The organism is Bacillus sp. OTU2372 (assembly GCF_038440275.1).
Lineage (GTDB): Bacteria > Bacillota > Bacilli > Bacillales > Cytobacillaceae > Neobacillus > Neobacillus bataviensis_B.
Genome location: NZ_JASATK010000014.1, coordinates 66,795 through 87,309, shown reverse-complemented (window position 1 = coordinate 87,309; position 20,515 = coordinate 66,795). Strand labels below are relative to the sequence as shown.

Here is a 20,515-nt window from a genome sequence, read left to right as displayed (position 1 = left end):
AAGGGAGTTAGATTTATGAAACATCGCTATTTACCCATGACTGAACAAGATAGGACGGCTATGCTCGAAACCATTGGTGTTTCTTCCATAGATGAGCTGTTTAGCGATATCCCCGAAAAAGTAAGATTCAATGGCGAGTACAAGATTAAAGAGGCTAAGTCTGAGACTTCACTTATGAAGGAACTGTTTAAGTTAGCTGACAAAAATGCTGACCTCAAACGAAATGTATCTTTTCTAGGTGCAGGTGTTTATGACCATTATATGCCTGTTATCGTGGACCATGTTATTTCTCGTTCTGAATTTTATACGGCTTATACACCTTATCAGCCGGAAATATCCCAAGGTGAACTTCAAGCAATCTTTGAATTTCAAACGATGATTTGTGAATTAACCGGTATGGATGTTGCCAATTCCTCCATGTATGACGGAGGCACCGCCCTTGCAGAAGCGGCGATGCTAAGTGCAGGACATACAAAACGGAAAAAGATTGTAGTTTCGAGCGCTGTTCATCCTGAGTATCGGGAGGTCCTTAAAACATATGCAAAAGGACAGAATCTTGAGGTAATTGAAGCTCCTATCAAAGAAGGTGTAACAGATGCTGAAGCCCTAAAGAGCTTAGTCAACGAGGACGTTGCGGCTGTAATCGTTCAATATCCAAACTTCTTTGGCCGAATTGAGCCTTTAAAAGAAGTTGAGGAAATTATTCATACGTATAAAGGCCTGTTTGTTGTTAACAGCAATCCGTTATCTTTAGGTGTATTAACTCCTCCTGGTAAGTTCGGTGCTGATATCGTTATTGGCGACGCCCAGCCATTTGGTATCCCAGCAGCATTCGGGGGCCCGCACTGCGGATATTTTGCGGTTACCAACAAATTAATGCGTAAGGTCCCGGGGCGACTAGTTGGTCAGACTGTTGATGACCAAGGACGCCGTGGTTTTGTGTTAACACTCCAAGCCCGTGAACAGCATATTCGCCGTGAAAAGGCAACTTCCAATATCTGTTCAAACCAAGCACTTAATGCCCTTGCTGCATCAGTTGCCATGACTGCTTTAGGTAAAAAAGGTGTCCATGAGATGGCAGCAGCCAATTTACAGAAAGCACATTATGCTAAAACTGCTTTTAAAGCAGCTGGCATCGAAGTTGTATTTGATGGGTTCTCTTTTAATGAATTTGTTGTTAAATTAAATAAACCTATTAAAGAAATCAATCAAACTTTGTTTCTAAAAGGAATCATCGGCGGTTACGATTTAGGACGCGATTATTCAGAGCTATCTAATCATATGTTGATTGCGGTAACTGAACAAAGAACAAAGGATGAGATTGATACTTTTGTGAAAGAATTGGGGGATTTGCATGCATAACCAAGACCAAGCACTGATTTTTGAACGTAGCACTCCCGGCCGAATCGGTTATAGCCTACCGGAAATGGATGTACCAGAATTAGATGTCAGCACTCTCCTGCCAGAGGGGTACCTGCGTGAAGTAGAGCCAGTACTCCCAGAGGTTTCCGAACTTGATATCATGCGGCACTATACAGCACTTTCAAAAAGAAACCATGGCCTGGATTCGGGATTTTATCCACTTGGCTCATGTACAATGAAATATAATCCAAAAATCAATGAAAATGTGGCCAGGTTCAATGGTTTTGCTCATGTTCATCCACTACAGGATGAAAGCTCTGTTCAAGGGGCGCTCGCGCTTTTATATGACCTTCAGCAGCATTTAATTGAAATTACCGGTATGGACGAAGTCACCTTACAATCTGCGGCAGGGGCACATGGTGAATGGACAGGATTAATGCTCATCCGTTCTTACCATGAAGCAAATGGTGACAATAAAAGGACCAAAGTAATCGTTCCGGATTCTGCTCATGGTACTAATCCTGCTTCAGCAACGATAGCTGGTTTTGAAACCATTACGGTTAAATCGACTAATCAAGGCCTTGTCGACCTGGATGATTTAAGACGTGTTGTAGGTGATGACACAGCTGCATTGATGTTAACTAATCCAAATACGCTTGGCTTATTTGAAGAGCAAATCCTTGAAATGGCTGACATTGTTCATAATGCAGGCGGCAAGCTGTATTATGACGGTGCCAATCTAAACGCGGTTCTCTCGAAGGCTAGACCTGGTGATATGGGTTTTGACGTTGTCCACTTAAATCTTCATAAAACTTTTACAGGTCCTCACGGCGGAGGCGGTCCTGGTTCCGGTCCTGTTGGGGTGAAAGCAGATTTAATTCCGTTTTTGCCAAAACCTATTATTACCAAGCGCGGAGATGAATATATTTTAGACTATGATCGTCCGCAATCAATTGGACGTGTAAAGCCGTTCTACGGAAATTTCGGCATCAACGTTAGGGCTTATACGTATATTCGTTCCATGGGACCTGATGGCCTAAAAGCGGTAACGGAGTATGCGGTCCTAAATGCCAACTATATGATGAGAAGACTGGCGGAGTATTATGATTTGCCTTTCGATAAACATTGTAAACATGAGTTTGTGCTAAGCGGTAAACGTCAGAAAAAATTAGGGGTACGGACGCTTGATATAGCCAAACGTCTGCTTGATTTTGGCTATCATCCACCAACCATTTATTTCCCGTTAAATGTCGAGGAATGTATTATGATTGAGCCGACAGAAACAGAATCAAAAGAAACGCTTGATTCCTTCATCGATAAGATGATTCAAATTGCCAAAGAGGCGGAAGAAAATCCTGAAATCGTTCAGGAGGCACCACACACAACCGTTGTGGGGCGAATGGATGAAACTTTAGCAGCTCGTAAACCTGTATTAAAATATCAAAAGGCTTAATAATGTAAGGTCAGATCCATCGAATCTGGCCTTACCTTTTTTAAAAATAAATAGGGTTCCGGAAGTAGATCCGGAACCCTTAGCCGATTATTTCTTTGTTTTTACTTTACCAGTCCATTTTTTAAATCCGCCTTCAAGCTGGGTTAAGTCCCTATAACCTCTACGGTGTAGAAATTGTGCTGCACGTGCACTGCGCATGCCGCTTTGGCAATACAAATATACAGGCATATCTTGGCGGATTTCCTTCATGCGCATTTTCATTTGAGACATTGGGATATTGCGTGCTCCTAAAATATGGCCGCCCTCGAACTCGTTCGGTTCACGAACATCTATTAGTTGTGCCTTTCGATATCCTGCACGGAATTCTTCTTCTGATACCGTTTTAACTATCCTCTTTTGATAAAAGTAGGTAAAAACGGAGTAGATAATAACGGCTAAAACAATAATCAATAAAGTATAAAGTGAATTCAACTTCTATTGCTCCTTTCAAGCTTTACTGCACTAGTATTTATTATATAAGTCATTCCATTAAAGATAAAGATGAAAAGGAAAAACTTTTTTACGGTGCCTAATAAAATTATACCAGAAACATCTCATTTTGAATTCCAATCAGATTTTGGTAGACTAAAATGTGTAATAATTATAGTTAAATGAGGTTTTAATATGAAAAAAGAAACTTGGCGATTTATCGATTCTGGTAATGGTTCACCATCTTTTAATATGGCTTTGGATGAAGCTTTACTTGATTGGCATAGTGAAGGTGAATTTCCTCCAGTTATTCGATTTTATGGGTGGAATCCGCCCACTTTGTCTGTAGGTTATTTCCAAAAGGTGGAGAAAGAAATTGATATGGATGCCGTTAAAGAGCATCAATTAGGGTTTGTTAGAAGACCAACAGGCGGCCGCGGTGTTCTCCATGAGCATGAACTTACATATAGTGTCATTGTTTCGGAAGATCATCCAGAGATGCCTAAAACGGTTACAGAGGCCTATCGTGTTATTTCTGAAGGAATTTTAAAAGGTTTCCACCATTTAGGACTTGAGGCTTATTTTGCGGTTCCAAAGACAGCGGAAGAAAGAGATGCATTAAAAAATCCCCGCTCAGCTGTCTGTTTTGATGCCCCGAGCTGGTATGAATTAGTTGTCGAAGGCAGGAAGGTGGCAGGAAGTGCACAAACTAGACAAAAGGGTGTGATCCTCCAACACGGTTCTATTCTTCTGGATTTGGATGAGGACAAGCTATTCAGTTTATTTAAATATCCTAATGATCGAGTGAAGGAACGGATGAAGAAGGCATTTAAGGATAAGGCGGTTGCTATTAACGCAATAAGTCCCCGCAGAATAACACTTGATGAAGCCAAAGAGGCTTTTTATAAAGGGTTTGCTGAAGGGTTAAATATTGAACTGGAACCATACCAATTAACAGATGAAGAGCTTGCTTATGTGGAGAAGATTGCAAAAGAGCGTTACGAAAGTGATGAATGGAATTTTAAAAGATGAGCTAAGGAGCGGCGCATGCCGCTTTTTCTTTTTGGCTATTACTTTTAAAAAAAAAGAGGCAAGCCTCGAAATTTGTTAAAATATCTTGTTATTTGCCGAAATTCGGCTAATATCTTTTGTTTACTTCTAATTCTAGTTTTTTTTGCGTTTGACAAAATGAATGTTATTTGCTGGTCATACAATATATAGTAGTGTCGAAAATATTTTCGGTACTATATGTTGATTTATAATGTGTAACTATGGTAACTTAAATTTATTAAGTCAACTAGATATAGCGATCCTACTAGAATCTAGCATAATATAGAGATTTATATAAAGGAGTTGTTCTCATGTCTGTAGTTTTTAGACAAAAAATGAATATTGATTTTGAAAGGTTGAATGAGGATATCCGCCTATTCCCCCAAGTACATCCGGTTACCCCAGATATGAAAATAACTCATAAAGGTGTTTCAAGATTGGTTATGCTTGATCGTTACACCTTTAAAGACACAGCAAAAATTACTCTAACAGCTGGCGACTTTGTAGTTTTAACCATTAAAGAGGATCCAAAATTTCCGGCACGTGGTCTAGGTACGATTTTGGAGATTGATTGGGAAAAGAAAAAAGCGAAAGTTTTGGTTGAAGAGGAATTTAGGGGAGTGCTTGATGATCCTGAAGAAGCATCAACAGGAACCATCATCAGGTCTCTTGATGTGATTGAGAAGCCATTAGAACTCTTCTATGAGCAGATTGCGAAGCGAAATGCTACTGGTCTTGCTGCGGTAGAAGAAACGGAAGAGAAACGCTTAGAATGGACAGAGAAGTTTTATCAAGAGTTGGTAAACCTGAACTTTATTCCTGCGGGCCGGGTTCTTTATGGTGCAGGGGCCAATACGGATGTTACGTATTTCAATTGTTATGTCATGCCGTTTGTACCGGATTCACGTGAAGGAATCTCAGACCACCGTAAGCAGGTCATGGAAATCATGAGCCGAGGCGGCGGTGTTGGAACAAATGGTTCAACGTTAAGACCGCGCAATACATTAGCAAGAGGCGTAAACGGTAAATCATCTGGTTCAGTATCATGGTTGGATGATATTGCTAAATTGACTCATCTTGTTGAACAAGGTGGATCCCGTTAACTAACACCATCGGCGGGATTAAAATCTCGTGAATTGCTGGAACACCCTTAGAGCTTTATCAACCACAACGTGACTGGCAACGGTGAGCGTGATGGTTTGAAAATGATAAGGATTGGGCAATCAGCAGCGAAGCGTCTCTGGAAACGGAGACGAACGTTCAACGACTATTGAAACTCCCTAATTCTTACCTAATACCTAAATAAAAAAGGCGTGATTGAAAATGGATGAAATGGGAGGAGTAAACCATAACATACGGAGACGTTCTTATGGGGCACGAGACAAGGAAGAACTAATTGAACAAATTGTATATCTCCATAATAAAGGTTTTAGCCAAGTAGATATTGCCATCCAGTTGAAATTAAATCGTGGAACTATCAAACGTTGGAATGATGAGCTAAGATTTATTAAACCACATAATGAACGCGGTGAAATTCCGAAAGAAAAATAAAGAGAATGAACAAAATAAATATTCTTTAACAATAAATTCAACTAAGATGTGTAACGATTTAATAAAACTTGGAATCGACCCCCGAAAAACTGGTAAAGAAAAATGGTTATCTTTTAATTGTGATACTCTAGATTGGGCTTTTTTAAGAGGTTTTTTTGATGCGGATGGTCATATTAGAGTATATATGAGAAATGGTTACCTAAAAGCCAGGATGGGATTTACGGGCAATGTTGAAATGCTAAAATCAATCTTGTTTTATCTAAAATCAAGAGGGTTCGCAAAAAATGTTAATTCTATCACTGAGAAACAAGGATGTTCAGATTTATACATTAGCAGCATTTGTGATATCCGATTGATTTACGAAGAAATGTATAAACATGGAGATATAAAGTTAAAACGAAAATTAGAAAAGTTTTCTTCCTTGATGATATAGTCTGATCTCATTTGAAAGGATGAGAGCTAGGCAGAAATGACCTGGCCACTCAACAGGTTTGAGTGTAACAAAAAGCGTGGAGCACAAATGATAATGTTGGCGGATTAATTAAAGATGCACTAGTCCGCGTCATTCAGAGATGAATGACTAGAAAATCGGGTGAATTGCGGGGAAATCCTTAGAGACTTGCAAGCTACAACGTGACTGGAAACGGTGGACGTGAAAGCTTTAAAAATTGCAAGTATTGGACAATCCGCAGCCAAGCGTCATTGGGCATAGTTAATGGCGAAGGTTCAACGACTAGAGAGTGAGTCCCAACAATAAACTCTCATTAAGCGCCCGGCCCCTAACAGTGAATACTGAGGGTGATGATATAGTCTAGACCGTCTGCAGACAAGCAGAGAAAATATCCTGAAAGGGACGGTATGAGCGTGGCATCCAGACATTATTGAATTTATTATTTCAAAAATGCAGAATCCGAGAATCCTACGATTCTTAATTGAAAATACAAACGATGAAACCATTAAAAAACACGCAAAGGATAAACTTAAGTTTACACCTTTAACTCCTCAAGAAACTGCGATGTACCAAGGGATTGTAAATTATAAAACAATTCCTGGATTTGGTGGTTTTGATGAACATAGCATTGCTCATGCTGAGGAAAAGCTTCTAACTGGTGGAAATTACACTGTTCATAATTCTGAGTTCCTAACCGGTGCAAATATTTCCGTATGTTTAACAAAGGAATTTATGGAAGCTGTAGAAAACGATGGTGAATATGAACTCCGATTCCCATATGTTGAACACTACAATCATGAAGAAATGAACATTTATAATGAAGAATGGCACAAAGTCGGTGACGTGCGTGAGTGGGAAAAACTTGGATACAAAGTTCGTGTCTATAAAAAAATTAAGGCAAAAGAACTTTGGAATTTAATTAACATCTGCGCTACCTACTCTGCAGAACCAGGTATATTCTTCATTGATAATGCCAACGACATGACAAATGCTAAAGCATATGGACAACAAGTTGTCGCAACTAATCCATGTGGAGAACAACCACTTGCACCATTTTCCGTATGTAACCTTGCAGCAGTAAACCTTGCTGAAATGGCAGATAAGGAATCTAAAACAGTTGATTTTGAAAAACTAAAACAAACTGTAGCGGTCGGTGTACGTATGCAGGATAACGTTATTAACGCTACCCCATACTTCTTAGAAGAAAACAAAAAACAAGCTCTTGGTGAGCGCCGTGTAGGCCTTGGAGTCATGGGATTACATGATCTGTTAATCTACTGTGAAACGGAGTATGGTTCACCAGAAGGTAATAAGCTAGTTGATAAAGTATTCGAAGCGATTGCAACAACTGCTTACAGAACATCTGTTGAATTAGCAACAGAGAAGGGCAGCTTCCCATTCTTAACAGGTGAAACACCTGATGAAACAAACCGTTTAAGACAGGCATTCATTAACACTGGTTTTATGAAAAAAATGCCTGAAGATGTTCGCGAATCTATACTCGAAAAAGGAATCAGAAATTCACATTTGCTAACAGTGGCTCCAACTGGATCTACTGGGACCATGGTCGGAGTTTCGACAGGATTAGAGCCTTATTTCTCATTCTCTTACTTCCGCAGTGGACGTCTTGGCAAATTTATTGAAGTTAAAGCCGATATCGTTCAAGAATATCTAGATCAGCACCCTGAAGCAGACGCTAACAACCTGCCAAACTGGTTCGTTGCGGCCATGGAGCTTGCACCAGAGGCCCATGCAGATGTACAATGTGTCATCCAGCGTTGGATTGACAGCTCCATCAGTAAAACCGTTAACGCACCAAAAGGATACAGCGTAGAACAAGTAGAAAAAGTATACGAGCGTCTATATCGCGGCGGTGCGAAAGGCGGTACAGTATATGTTGACGGTTCACGTGATTCACAAGTATTAACGCTTAAAGCAGAAGAAAATACAAATGAACAATTATCTATGTTTGATGAAAAACCACATCAACACGTGGTTCTTGTAGACACAATCAGTGACCTTCGCTCAACAGACGTAACCATCGGTTCTGAGGTCGGTAATACATGCCCAGTCTGCCGCAAAGGAAAAGTTAAAGAAATTGGCGGCTGCAACACATGTACAAACTGTAATGCACAATTAAAGTGTGGTTTATAATAACTTTTTAGAGGATGGAATTAGCTTCCATTCTCTTTTTTTATTCAGAAATTATTTCAAAATAACTTTGTAACCATATTGTAATATAGCTGTGACGTGCCTGTTATCCTTTCCTAGTATAGTAAAGGTATCAAATCACCCAAGGGGGAATAACAAAATGATAAAGAAAATAATTGCAGCATTTGTAATCACAGCTACAATAACTACGTCTTTATTTGCAACCTCGGGTGATAAAGCAGAAGCGGCATATTATCATACAAAAGCAATTTCAGTAGCGAAAGCAAACCTTGGTGTTCCATATAGATGGGGCGGAATAACTCCTATAGGTTTTGACTGTTCTGGACTTGTAAAATATTCTTTTGGTAAGGCTGGAGTACCATTGCCACGCACCGCAGCGGACATGTTCTATACAAAAGGATATCGCGTAAGTTCACCACAGGTTGGAGATTTAATGTTCTTTGCCCCTACTAAGGCAAGCAGACCAACACACGTAGCGATTTATATTGGTTCAGGTAAAATGATTATGGCCTCTTCATCTAAGGGTGTCATTATCACCTATACAAGCAACACATATTGGAAACCAAAATATATTGGTGCAAAACGTATCTAAGTATAAATGAAGGAAGAGTATCGGTAATCCGATGCTCTTTTTTTGCGCTTTATAGATGGAAAAACTTCTCTCCATTATTATTTATTATCTTCCCTCACACAACTCATACTACTAAAAAACAAACAGAAAAGAGGGAGTTAGTTATGGACCCTTTTATGCCACAGCTTGTCTATATCGAGCCCAAAGCATTAGAATACCCCCTTGGCAGGGAGCTAAAAGAAAAGTTCACCAAATTAGGTCTCGAGATTCGCGAAACCACTTCACATAATCAAGTTAGAGGAATACCCGGTGATAACGAACTGCAGCAATACCGCAATGCCAAATCAACTTTGGTTGTAGGAATCAGGAGAACTTTAAAATTCGAAACGTCTAAACCATCTGCTGAGTATGCTATTCCGCTCGCAACCGGATGTATGGGCCACTGCCATTATTGTTACTTGCAGACAACCCTTGGAAGTAAGCCCTACATCAGGACTTATGTTAATTTAGATGAAATCTTTGAGCAGGCACAGAAATATATGGATGAACGTAAACCCGAAATTACACGCTTTGAAGCGGCCTGTACATCCGACATTGTCGGATTAGATCATCTAACCCATTCTTTAAAGAAAGCAATTGAATTCTTTGGACAATCCGAATACGGTCAGCTTCGTTTTGTGACAAAATTTCATCACGTCGACCATCTTCTCGATGCTAAGCATAATGGAAAAACAAGATTCAGGTTTAGCGTTAACTCTCGTTACGTGATTAAGAACTTTGAGCCCGGAACCTCTTCCTTTGAAGAACGATTAAAAGCTGCCCGTAAAGTCGCTAATGCCGGATATCCATTGGGTTTTATCGTTGCGCCTATCTACATGCATGACGAATGGAAGGAAGGATATCGAGAATTATTTGAGCGGCTAAGCGAGGAACTTACAGGTGTAGACATCCCAGATCTTACTTTTGAATTAATTCAGCATCGTTTTACGAAACCAGCAAAAAATGTTATTGCCAAACGTTACCCAAAAACAAAGCTTGAAATGAATGAAGAAAAAAGAAAGTATAAATGGGGAAGGTACGGTATTGGTAAATATGTCTACCCAACCGAAGAGGCAAAGGACCTTGAAAGTACCATCCGAGAATATGTCCAGGAATTTTTCCCTAAGTCGCGAGTCCAATATTTTACTTAAATTTTTTACTTGTCCGCCGTACTATATTCGAATCATGCTGACTAAAGATGTAACAAGTTCATCTTTAGGAGTGGCTGCCCATGAATATAGACGGCGTTTTTTCTGGAGGGGGAATTAAAGGGTTCGCCCTCATAGGAGCCTATGAGGAACTCGAAAGCAGAGGATTTAAGTTTGTTAGGGTCGCGGGAACAAGTGCAGGTTCAATTATTGCCGCGTTAGTGGTGGCAGGTTATACAAGTAAAGAAATATATGAATTGGTGGATGAATTTGATCTGCCTAAATTACTTGATTCCCGAAAAAGCATAATTCCTTTTTCAATCGCTAAATGGCTGCTCGTTTATTGGAAATTAGGCCTATATAAAGGAAATGAACTTGAAAGATGGTTGAAGGAGAAACTCGAAGCAAAAGGGTTGAGGACATTTTCAGATCTCCCTCCGGATACACTAAGATTAATTGCTTCGGATCTTTCGAACGGACAAATGGTGGTATTGCCCGATGACTTAGAAAAGTTCGGAATAAACCCTGGTTCTTTTTCAATTGCAAAGGCCATCAGAATGAGCTGCAGTATTCCGTATTTTTTTGAACCAGTTAAATTGCGGTCAATAGATGGAGTGAATGTTATAGTGGATGGGGGAGTGTTAAGTAATTTTCCTATGTGGCTCTTTGATAAAGAAAATGTAAAAAAGGTCAGGCCTGTTCTGGGCATAAAGTTAAATCCAAGCGAATATGAACATGAAAAACATCAAATCAAAAACGGTATTCAATTATTCGGGGCCTTATTTGAAACGATGAAAGACGCTCATGATCAAAGATATATTTCTAAAAAGCATGTCGAAAATATTATATTTATTAAAGCAGAGGGTGTTTCTTTAACCGAATTTAACCTTACAAATGAAAAGAAACAAAAGTTATTTGAGATCGGCAGGGAACATGCAAAGAAGTTTTTGAACCGATGGAGTTATTAAAGGTGTGTTATATAGCTTGCTTCAGCGCCTAGGAAAAAATGAACTACTTTTTTCCCTGTTCAAGGAGCTGAAACTTTTCTAATAAAAAATCGAGTGTCTAAAAAGACGCTCGATTTTTCTTTTTACCCTTTTTGCCGTCGATAACGGTCAAATGAGCAGGTGATTTCTTTTTTGTCTTGGTGCTTTTCTTTAATGAAGTTAAAGTCCCCAGAGAGGAGGTCTTAGCAGTAGAATCTCCACTCTTTTGCTGTAATCGTTTTTTTGATTTTTTAGCTGCCTTAAGAAATGCCCGCTGCTCTTTTTTCTGAGGGCTCGAATTTGAAAACCTTCGAAAAAGGAAATAAATGACTAAACCGATCAATGCGACGACAGCTATTCCCTGAATGAAACCGGCAGGATTTGCTGTAAATGAACTGACAAGTCCTAGTAATGCAAGAATAATAAGTACCCCAACAATAATCGTTGATGTCCGATTTTTCAAGAAAGCCACCTCCCTAAGAGCATCTTAAGCATTTTTTTATTCTTTTAAACACATAGGTATAAAGATTTAGACAATTTCTTCATTTTTTGAATCAAACTCTGTTTCTTGCTCTCTCTTTAATAATTCTTGGAAAGAGAGAATGGCGACTTCTACTTGGTCATTACTTGGTTCTTTTGTCGTTAACAATTGAAGCCAAAGTCCAGGCAGACCCAGATACTTTAATACTGGAATATCTCTCAATTTGTTGGTTACCTGTAGGACCTCAAAGGCAATCCCTAACACCACAGGTATTAAAAGAATACGGTCAACAACCCTCAACCAAAGCGGTGTTGTTGGAACAAGTAAATACACAAAAACGCCGACAATGACCGTAAATAAAATGAAACTGCTGCCACAGCGATAGTGCAGCCGAGATTGGGCCTGCACATTTTCAACTGTTAATTCTACCCCCGCTTCAAAGGTGTTTATTACTTTATGCTCAGCACCATGATATTGAAACACTCTTTTTATAAGAGGAGTTAGTGAAACAAAATATATATATGATAGGAGCAGTAAGAGCTTAAAGAAGCCTTCAACAAGTACTTGAGCAAAATCTGATGGGAAAATTGGTTTCGTCAGGACAGCTAAAAAAACTGGAATTAATGTAAAAGCAAATTTCCCAAATAAAAACGAAATGACTCCTATAACGGCTACCCCTAAATACATCGTTAATTTTGAAACTTCTTTTTCTTTAATTGTATCATCATCTTCAGGATCAACATCATATCTTTCAGTGGAAAAGTTCAAATGTTTTGAGCCATTCGCACTAGCTTCAATGATTGAAATGATACCACGAAGAAACGGAATCCTTTTTAAAATAGATAAAGAAGGATTGGTTTTCCGTGGCAAGTGAAAGTATTCTACAGAACGATCTTTCCTGCGGATAGCGGTAACGTAATGATGTTTCCCGCCAAACATTACACCTTCAACGACTGCTTGGCCGCCATATACCGGTTTTTGAGAATTAGACATGGGTTTAAACACCAACCTATTAACTTAGTTGCACAATAGCAGAAATGATAAATCTGTATGTACTTAATTTTATTCTACTAGAAAAGTGAAAAAACCTCTAGGATGACATAATATTTCCATATAAAAACAGAAAAAAATTTTTTCTATGTAAGGATTGATTTTCTAAGGGCATAATAATGTTGAAATTAGTAAGAATTACATAAAAAAGCAAGGTTAAAGCAAGAATGGAGGTAGTCATAATGTCAAATGAAAAGCATATGGATCATTATCCAAAACCAATGTCTTTTTTAATGATGGTTTTTTGGACTGGTTTGTTTGGAGGATTTTTTTGGGGTGTCATTGGGTACGTTGCTTATTTTTTAAATTTTACAGAAGTTAGCCCCAATGTCATACTGGAACCATGGGCATTGGGTGATTGGAAGTACGGCTGGCTTGGTAAAGTAATCTCGTTGATATTTTTGGTGATTGTTTCAATTATATCTGCTTTCATTTATTATGTTGTCCTAAGAAAACTAAAGGGCATATGGTTTGGGATTGGATTTGGCATTGTTTTATTTTTATTGGTATTTTTTGTTCTTAATCCCATTTTCCCAGGAATTAAACCATTTACAGAGTTAGGAAGGGACACCATTATAACTTCTATTTGTTTATATATGTTATATGGAACTTTTATCGGATATTCCATTAATTATGAATATGAAATTACTAAAGTGCAAGACAAAGAGGCTTCAACCTAAGTTCTAATTAGTCGAATAATTAAAGGTTATGATAAAATATTTTTATCTGTAACCATTATTAGGGAGAGTGGAGATACAATGGAAAAATTAGAGAAGTTACGATCAGCTTTTTCTGCAAATGGCATTGATGGAATGTTGATTACCAGCCCTTACAATCGCCGCTACATATCCAATTTTACAGGGACAGCAGGTGTAGTTTTAATCAGCGAAGACAAAGCTCAGTTCATTACAGACTTCCGCTATATTGAACAAGCATCTGAACAATGCCAAGGATTTGAGATTATCAAATATTCTGGTTCTGTTTCGGAAGAAGTTGCTCAGCAAGTTAAAAATTTAGGCATTAAAAAGCTTGGTTTTGAAGAAGATTTCCTAACATATTCTTCCTATAAAGTATATGACAAAGAAATAGAATCTGACCTAGTCCCAATTTCCGGTGTAATTGAAAAGTTACGCTTGATTAAGACAGACGCAGAGATTAAGATATTAAAGGTAGCAGCAGATATCGCTGATGCTGCATTTAAACATATTTTGGATTTTATCAGCCCAGGTAAAACCGAATTAGAAGTATCAAATGAGCTTGAGTTTTTTATGAGAAAGGCTGGTGCTGCTTCCTCATCCTTTGATACCATCGTTGCGTCTGGTCATCGTTCCGCCCTGCCACACGGTGTTGCAAGCGATAAAGTAATTGAAGCAGGGGATATTGTAACAATGGACTATGGCTGCTATTATAATGGCTATGTTTCCGACATAACCCGGACAGTTGCCGTTGGTGAACCAGATCCCAAGCTGAAGGAAATTTACCAAATTGTCCTAGAAGCACAGCTGCGTGGGATGGCTGGATTTAAACCTGGTATTACAGGAAAAGAAGCAGATGCAATTACAAGAGACTACATAACAGAAATGGGCTATGGTGAATACTTTGGTCACTCAACTGGCCACGGGATTGGACTTGAAATTCATGAAGGCCCTGGTTTATCAATGAGGTCTGATATCATTTTAGAGTCTGGCATGGTGGTAACTTGTGAACCGGGTATCTACATCCCAGGTCTTGGCGGCGTTCGGATTGAAGACGATACATTAATTACGGACACTCATAATGAAGCTCTAACCCACTCTACAAAGGATTTAATTATATTGTAAGATTTTAGGAGGATTTACACATGATATCTGTTAACGATTTTAAAACGGGATTAACCATTGAGGTCGATGGCGGCCTATGGCGCGTTCTAGACTTTCAACACGTAAAGCCAGGAAAAGGTGCTGCATTTGTTCGTTCAAAGCTTCGTAACTTGCGTAATGGAGCCATACAAGAAAAAACCTTCCGTGCAGGTGAAAAGGTAGAAAAAGCACAGATTGACAATCGTAAAATGCAATATCTTTATGCAAGCGGTGATTCTCACGTGTTCATGGATATGGAATCTTACGAACAAGTGGAACTTCCAGCAGCAAACATTGAATATGAATTAAAGTTCTTAAAAGAAAATATGGAAGTTCACATCATGATGTTCCAATATGAAACACTTGGTGTAGAATTGCCAAACACGGTTGAATTAGAAGTTACCGAAACAGAACCTGGCATTAAAGGGGATACAGCTTCTGGCGGTACAAAACCTGCTACACTTGAAACGGGTCTTATTGTTCAAGTGCCTTTCTTTATAAACCAAGGAGATAAGCTCATCATTAATACAACAGAAGCAAGTTATGTTTCTCGTGCATAAGCTATAATAAAGAAACCTTAGACCGGAAAACGGATCTAAGGTTTTTTTGTGACGCCTTCTTGTTTATTAATAAACTTATTAATTTTATAAAACTTAGGCTCTGTTAAACGATATTGTTGTTTTTTTAAACTCTGTTGATTGGAGCGGAAGGCGCTCGACTCCTGCGGGAGTACGGGGCAGGGGAGACCCCACAGGCGCTAATGCGCCGAGGAGGCTCCCCGGCACGCCCGCGGGTTCGCTGAGCGCCTGGAGCGGAAATCAACAGCCAAATTTAACAGAGCCAAAACTTAAAAACTTCACTAAATAGTAAGAATTAAGAGTAAGTTAGGAAACGTCTGTTTGATAAAATGAACTAGTATAAGAATATTAGGAAAGGGGTGAATCAATAGATGAAACGAATGACAACTTTCTTCTTCCTTTTCATTCTATTAGCCATTATAGCTGCAGGATGCAGCTCAAAGCTTGATGACCAAAGTTGGAAACTTGATAAAAAACATAATCCACTCCCTGATTTTGTATTAAATTCTTCTGAAAAAGTTCAAGAAACTTATATAATGGCTTCAACATATCCAGATGTGGTTGCTCAAGTACCATGTTATTGTGGTTGTGTGGCAGATGGACATAAGAGCAATTTAGATTGCTTTGTTAAGAGTGTTGGTGAAGATAATGCTGTACAACAATGGGATTCACATGGCATATCGTGAGATACTTGTGTTAATATTGCCCGGGAGGCAATAGAAATGCATCTAAACGGTAAAAGTCCTGATAAAATTTATCAATTGATAACTGAAAAGTATGAAGATCTTGGGGAACCAACCCCAACACCTCAGCCAAAGTAGGGGTAACCCATGAAAAAAATATTAATTGGATTTTATATTTTGGTGATAATAGGTATTGTTGTTTGCATCAGTAACAATAATATATTTGGTCACAAGAATTCACAGGCGATTGCAGCCGGTGAAAGGGTATACAATAAAAACTGTCTGGTTTGTCATGGTGATACTGGAAAAGGTGAAGGGATAAAAGCTGGAACCGCTTTAAATAATCAAAATTTCTTAAATTCTGTAACGGATAAGAATTTATATAATTATATAAAATATGGAAGAGTAGGAACTGGTATGCCAGCCTATGGACCTAGATTATCAGAGAAGGAATTAAAAAATATTGTAGCCTTTATCCGTAATTCGCAAACGGAAAATATTGATTTTAATGTCCCCAAAACCATTGCTGGGGATCCAGCCAATGGAAAAAAACTGTACACTTTATATTGTCAGAACTGTCATATGGAAGCAGGTAAAGGAATGCTGCGAATGGGAACAGCTCTTTCGCATCGTGACTATCTAGAGTATACAACTGATAAGCAAATTTGGATTAGTACAGCATATGGCCGTGAAGAGACAAGAATGGGTCCGTCTTTAAAGGGTCTTGACGGTGTCCGTCAATTAAAGAAACAGGATATTTCAGATATTGTTAGCTATATCCGTTCTTTGGAAGAAAAGAAATAGATTAAATAATAGATTTTTGTAAAAACCTGTTTCCTGTTATTTTAGGGTGCAGGTTTTTTTTACTAATAATACTATTTCGGAATCCGACAAATTACTCAAATAAATCAATGTAATTTTAAAAATGTGAACATTTTGTGGTGGTTTTTTGTCAAAAACTCAAACGTTTCCGCCCTTTAACAAAATGTTCAAGAGTCATTCGACTTTCAAGGTAGTAGAACGGATATATTTATTTCAAAGAGGACTATAGTGAAAATTGAGTGTTTAAGTGAGAGTGTTCGGAAGCCAAGGAGGATTATTATGCTAAAGAAAAAGTGGTTAGCAATGTTTGTTATTGCATCATTTTTAACTAGTTTTATAGGTACTAAAACTAGTGCTGCAACTGTATTTCAAGCAGAGAAATTTCCGTTTAAGGAAATGCAGGTACAAATGATGCCGGAGTTTGATTACCCAGAAGACTGGGGATCACGGGATGTTCCCTCATTATTAGTAGGCGAGTACGGAACCATTACAAATAAAAGTGGCCAAGACTATAATGGGAAAATCGAAATTCCTGTTCCTGCTATGGAAAAGGGATTTGAAGCCTATCTAGTTGCAGAGTTTCCAGAAGAAAATAAACCAGAGGTTCAACGTCCATATGATGTAGATAAGAAAAAGGGAATTGTTTCATGGAAGCCGGCAAAGGCAATTAAGAATAACGAAACCTATCAATTTGTAATTGAATACTACACTAAAACTATAGAAGTAAAGGACCAAAAAAACTTTACATATCAGCTGATAAATAACGCTGGAATTGACCAATTAGATGTCATTTTTTACGCTCCAATGGATGCGAAAAATATAAAGCTAGAACCAAAAACAGTTAACAACACGAAGAGTGAGTATGGCGAAGAATTGTATTACTACCAATACAAGAATGTAAAGGCAAAAGAAAATCTTAACTTTTCCTTTTCGTACAAAAAGGATGGAACTGAATCAACAATGGAGGCCATTAATAAACAGCAGCCGCCAAATGATGAAAACCATAGTGGTGTAACGGCAACTGACCAAGTAAAAAAGGGAACATCAAGCAGCAGCACAGATAAGCCGCTTATTGGTATTGGCGGAGCATCGGTCATTGGACTAGCTTTAATCATCGCAGGCATCTTCGTTTATTTAGGATTAAAAGGTAATGTTCAATCAGGACGGCGTTCGCCAGCAAAAGGGGCTAAACATAAACAGCAGGCCTCAAAGCATCCAGCTGGGAAAAAAGATCAAAAAACAATTAATGCCGAAGAAAAGAAGGAACTTCGTAAAAAGCTGTTAACTGGCAAAATTGATCAAGAAATGTACGAGGAAGAAATGAAAAAATTAATCTAATGGGGTGAGTTGAATGAAAAAAAATACGCTAGTGATGTTAGGCGGCTTTATTATTGCCGGTGCAATAGTATTCTTGTTGATGGCTGCGACTCCAGGTTCTAGTGGTGTGGAGCTGACCATGAAAGAACTTTTGGCCACCCAGAACCAGCATAAAGACGATTTTGTAACCGTTGAAGGATTATTAATGGAAGATACGATTAAATGGAATCCGGACAAAATTCAACTGAAATTTGACGTAAAAGATAATCACGGCAGCGTCATGCATGTTATCTATCACGGTACAAAACCAGACAACTTCTCTGAAGGGGTAATTACCATCCTTCAAGGGGCCCCAACTAAAAAGAATACGTTTGAAGCAGAATCGGTCAAAACTAGATGTCCTTCTAAATATGAAGGAAAAGATATGAAAAACTATGATCCAGAAAAACATAAACAACTGCTAGATCAACCAGTAAAAGAAAAATAATAGTCAACGTAAGAAGGTGACGAAATGTATTTATTTGCCAACGCAACGATTTATATAGGTTTAGCCATTGCCGTCTATTCGCTCCTCATTATAACCTTAGGGATTAGCACAAAAAATCAAAAACTCGTGAACAGTGGAAAAGGCGGGATGATCGCATTATTTGTTTGTGCAGCAATGGCAATGCTTTCATTGTTCTACCTTTTAGCAACTTCTCAATTTCAATATGAATACGTTACCGATTACACCAGCAGTGAACTGCCAATTATTTATAAACTTACTGCTTTATGGGCTGGTAATGCAGGATCATTGTTATTATGGACATTTTTCTTAACTCTTTACATGCTCATGATTGCGTATTCCAGAAAGATGAAAGGAAACCCAATGGTTCCTTACATCTCGGCCATTTTAATGGCCAATGCTGTTTTCTTCTTCTTCATCTTAGGATTCGTCGCCAAACCTTTCGTCTTATTGGATACTGTACCGACAGAAGGAAAAGGTCTAAATCCAATGCTGCAAAACCCGGGGATGATTATTCATCCAGTCACATTATACTTGGGCTATGTAGGTCTCGCCGTTCCATTTGCCTTTGCGATGGCGGCATTAATCTTAAAAAACGTAGATGATTTCTGGATAAAGATGACAAGACGTTGGACAATTGTTGCCTGGTTATTCTTAAGCCTTGGAAATATCTTTGGTGGACAATGGGCTTATGTAGAGCTTGGCTGGGGCGGTTACTGGGCTTGGGACCCGGTAGAAAATGCGTCATTTATGCCATGGTTAACAGCAACAGCATTTTTACATTCGGTCATGATTCAAGAGCGAAAAAACATGCTAAAAATATGGAACATTAGCCTAATTATTGTTTCTTATGCGATGACATTATTTGGTACATTCCTCGTGCGCAGTGGTGTTTTAACTTCTGTTCATGCTTTTGCAAACTCAAATCTAGGTTTATATTTCCTAATCTTCATGGGTGTAGCTGTCATTCTATCCTTATATGTATTAATGAGCCGCTATAACCTGCTTAAACGCAGTGCCGGGGAATTTAATTCTTTTATCTCAAAAGAAAGCAGTTTCTTAGTGAATAATCTATTACTAGTTGGAGCGGCATTCGCAGTATTTTGGGGAACTATTTTTCCGCTTGTTTCTGAAGTTGTCCGTGGTACGAAAGTAACAGTAGGGATGCCATTCTTTAACAAGGTAGAAGCACCAATCCTATTGTCGATGATGTTTGTGATGGCTGTCTGTCCACTTCTTGCATGGCAGAAATCTACTGTGAAAAATCTTAGAAAGAACTTCATGATTCCAGCGATTCTTGCCGTAATTGGAATGACTTTAATGGTTGTATTAGGCATCCAAAAGGCATGGGCTGTCATCGGTTACGGAGTGATTATTCTATTATTAACTACCCATTTCTTAGAGTTTTATAGAGGTGTAAAAGCTAGAAGAAAGATGACAAAAGAATCGCCAATAGTTGCTTTATATCGGTTAATGATCCGTAACCGCCGCCGCTATGGAGGATATATTGTTCACCTCGGCATTGCCTTCATTACGATGGGGATTATCGGTTCACAAAACTATGATGTGGAAACAATGAAAACTGTTGCTCTAGGGCAATCCATTGAACTAAGGGATTACCGGATCAATTATGATCGCCTGGATCAAAAGAAAGAGGGAATTAACGATATCGTCTATGCCGACGTTACTGTATTTAACAATGGTAAAAAACTTGGTACCTTTCAGCCGGAAAAGGTGTTTTATGGTAACTGGGAACAACCATCATCAGAGGTAGCGATTATTTCTTCTCTGAAGGAGGACTTATATATTGTATTAAGCGCTTGGGAAGATGATGGGAAATCAACCTTTGTTGTCAAAGTTAATCCAATGATGGATTGGTTATGGGTAGGTTCCTTTATGATTGTAATTGGTGCGCTATTTGCAGTATGGAACGGAAAATATGGAAATGTCACTCCGAGATACACAGGAGTACGCAAAGAGGTATCATAAA

General features: G+C 38.6%; 19 protein-coding genes and 2 pseudogenes. 18 read left to right on the top strand and 3 right to left on the bottom strand.

Annotation, left to right across the window (positions count from 1 at the left end):
* The first annotated feature begins 15 nt into the window (after nt 1-15).
* A complete protein-coding gene (gene gcvPA, locus AAHB15_RS19900; RefSeq protein ID WP_342043150.1) occupies nt 16-1,362 on the top strand; it encodes an aminomethyl-transferring glycine dehydrogenase subunit GcvPA in 1,347 nt (448 codons plus the stop codon).
* Nucleotides 1,355-2,815, top strand: a complete 1,461-nt coding sequence (gcvPB, locus tag AAHB15_RS19895; protein ID WP_342043149.1) for an aminomethyl-transferring glycine dehydrogenase subunit GcvPB — start codon at nt 1,355-1,357, stop codon at nt 2,813-2,815. The genes gcvPA and gcvPB overlap by 8 nt, the downstream gene beginning before the upstream one ends.
* Nucleotides 2,816-2,902: 87 nt before the next feature.
* On the opposite strand, the gene AAHB15_RS19890 is transcribed toward gcvPB, so the two are convergent.
* Nucleotides 2,903-3,286 carry a rhodanese-like domain-containing protein gene (locus AAHB15_RS19890; protein ID WP_098530034.1) on the bottom strand — a complete coding sequence of 128 codons (384 nt, stop codon included), beginning with the start codon at nt 3,284-3,286 and terminating at the stop codon, nt 2,903-2,905.
* Between the two features lie 192 nt (nt 3,287-3,478).
* Between AAHB15_RS19890 and AAHB15_RS19885 the strand changes: the two genes are divergently transcribed.
* The 8 genes and pseudogenes from AAHB15_RS19885 to AAHB15_RS19850 all read left to right on the top strand — a co-directional run bounded on the left by AAHB15_RS19885 (nt 3,479) and on the right by AAHB15_RS19850 (nt 11,233).
* On the top strand, nt 3,479-4,315 hold the full coding sequence (locus AAHB15_RS19885) for a lipoate--protein ligase family protein (protein ID WP_342043148.1): 837 nt from the start codon (nt 3,479-3,481) through the stop codon (nt 4,313-4,315).
* Nucleotides 4,316-4,644: 329 nt separating this feature from the next.
* Nucleotides 4,645-5,433 (top strand): annotated as a pseudogene (locus AAHB15_RS19880) (ribonucleotide reductase N-terminal alpha domain-containing protein); the annotation flags it as partial.
* A 223-nt stretch (nt 5,434-5,656) separates the two neighbouring features.
* Nucleotides 5,657-5,884, top strand: coding sequence for a hypothetical protein (locus tag AAHB15_RS19875; RefSeq protein ID WP_335572940.1), 228 nt, complete (start codon nt 5,657-5,659; stop codon nt 5,882-5,884).
* Nucleotides 5,862-6,317, top strand: coding sequence for an LAGLIDADG family homing endonuclease (locus tag AAHB15_RS19870; RefSeq protein ID WP_342043147.1), 456 nt, complete (start codon nt 5,862-5,864; stop codon nt 6,315-6,317). The genes AAHB15_RS19875 and AAHB15_RS19870 overlap by 23 nt, the downstream gene beginning before the upstream one ends.
* Nucleotides 6,318-6,749: 432 nt before the next feature.
* Nucleotides 6,750-8,489: pseudogene (locus tag AAHB15_RS19865) on the top strand (vitamin B12-dependent ribonucleotide reductase); the annotation flags it as partial.
* 157 nt (nt 8,490-8,646) lie between these two features.
* A complete protein-coding gene (locus tag AAHB15_RS19860; RefSeq protein ID WP_335572942.1) occupies nt 8,647-9,099 on the top strand; it encodes a C40 family peptidase in 453 nt (150 codons plus the stop codon).
* Between the two features lie 143 nt (nt 9,100-9,242).
* Nucleotides 9,243-10,268 carry a spore photoproduct lyase gene (splB, locus tag AAHB15_RS19855; protein ID WP_335572943.1) on the top strand — a complete coding sequence of 342 codons (1,026 nt, stop codon included), beginning with the start codon at nt 9,243-9,245 and terminating at the stop codon, nt 10,266-10,268.
* 80 nt (nt 10,269-10,348) lie between these two features.
* Nucleotides 10,349-11,233 (top strand): patatin-like phospholipase family protein, encoded by an 885-nt coding sequence (locus tag AAHB15_RS19850; protein WP_098530040.1) that lies wholly within the window; start codon nt 10,349-10,351, stop codon nt 11,231-11,233.
* A 97-nt stretch (nt 11,234-11,330) separates the two neighbouring features.
* On the opposite strand, the gene AAHB15_RS19845 is transcribed toward AAHB15_RS19850, so the two are convergent.
* Nucleotides 11,331-11,723 carry an SA1362 family protein gene (locus tag AAHB15_RS19845; RefSeq protein ID WP_306418546.1) on the bottom strand — a complete coding sequence of 131 codons (393 nt, stop codon included), beginning with the start codon at nt 11,721-11,723 and terminating at the stop codon, nt 11,331-11,333.
* A gap of 57 nt (nt 11,724-11,780) precedes the next feature.
* Nucleotides 11,781-12,725, bottom strand: coding sequence for a DUF1385 domain-containing protein (locus tag AAHB15_RS19840; RefSeq protein ID WP_098530042.1), 945 nt, complete (start codon nt 12,723-12,725; stop codon nt 11,781-11,783).
* 239 nt (nt 12,726-12,964) lie between these two features.
* Here AAHB15_RS19840 and AAHB15_RS19835 point away from each other — a divergent pair, with 239 nt between their 5' ends.
* The 8 genes from AAHB15_RS19835 (at nt 12,965) to AAHB15_RS19800 (ending at nt 20,514) form a co-directional block, all read left to right on the top strand.
* Nucleotides 12,965-13,462, top strand: a complete 498-nt coding sequence (locus AAHB15_RS19835; protein WP_335572945.1) for a YqhR family membrane protein — start codon at nt 12,965-12,967, stop codon at nt 13,460-13,462.
* Between the two features lie 78 nt (nt 13,463-13,540).
* On the top strand, nt 13,541-14,602 hold the full coding sequence (locus AAHB15_RS19830) for a M24 family metallopeptidase (protein WP_342043146.1): 1,062 nt from the start codon (nt 13,541-13,543) through the stop codon (nt 14,600-14,602).
* A gap of 20 nt (nt 14,603-14,622) precedes the next feature.
* Nucleotides 14,623-15,180: an elongation factor P gene (gene efp, locus AAHB15_RS19825; protein WP_098530045.1), complete on the top strand. Its 558-nt coding sequence runs from the start codon at nt 14,623-14,625 to the stop codon at nt 15,178-15,180.
* Between the two features lie 389 nt (nt 15,181-15,569).
* Nucleotides 15,570-16,019: a PCYCGC motif-containing (lipo)protein gene (locus AAHB15_RS19820; RefSeq protein ID WP_342043145.1), complete on the top strand. Its 450-nt coding sequence runs from the start codon at nt 15,570-15,572 to the stop codon at nt 16,017-16,019.
* Nucleotides 16,020-16,028: 9 nt separating this feature from the next.
* On the top strand, nt 16,029-16,685 hold the full coding sequence (locus AAHB15_RS19815; protein ID WP_342043144.1) for a c-type cytochrome: 657 nt from the start codon (nt 16,029-16,031) through the stop codon (nt 16,683-16,685).
* Between the two features lie 297 nt (nt 16,686-16,982).
* Complete coding sequence (locus tag AAHB15_RS19810; protein ID WP_342043143.1) at nt 16,983-18,041, top strand: hypothetical protein; 1,059 nt, start codon at nt 16,983-16,985, stop codon at nt 18,039-18,041.
* Between the two features lie 13 nt (nt 18,042-18,054).
* Nucleotides 18,055-18,507: a cytochrome c maturation protein CcmE gene (locus tag AAHB15_RS19805; protein ID WP_098530050.1), complete on the top strand. Its 453-nt coding sequence runs from the start codon at nt 18,055-18,057 to the stop codon at nt 18,505-18,507.
* Between the two features lie 24 nt (nt 18,508-18,531).
* Nucleotides 18,532-20,514 (top strand): heme lyase CcmF/NrfE family subunit, encoded by a 1,983-nt coding sequence (locus AAHB15_RS19800; protein WP_342043142.1) that lies wholly within the window; start codon nt 18,532-18,534, stop codon nt 20,512-20,514.
* Nucleotide 20,515 lies beyond the last annotated feature (1 nt).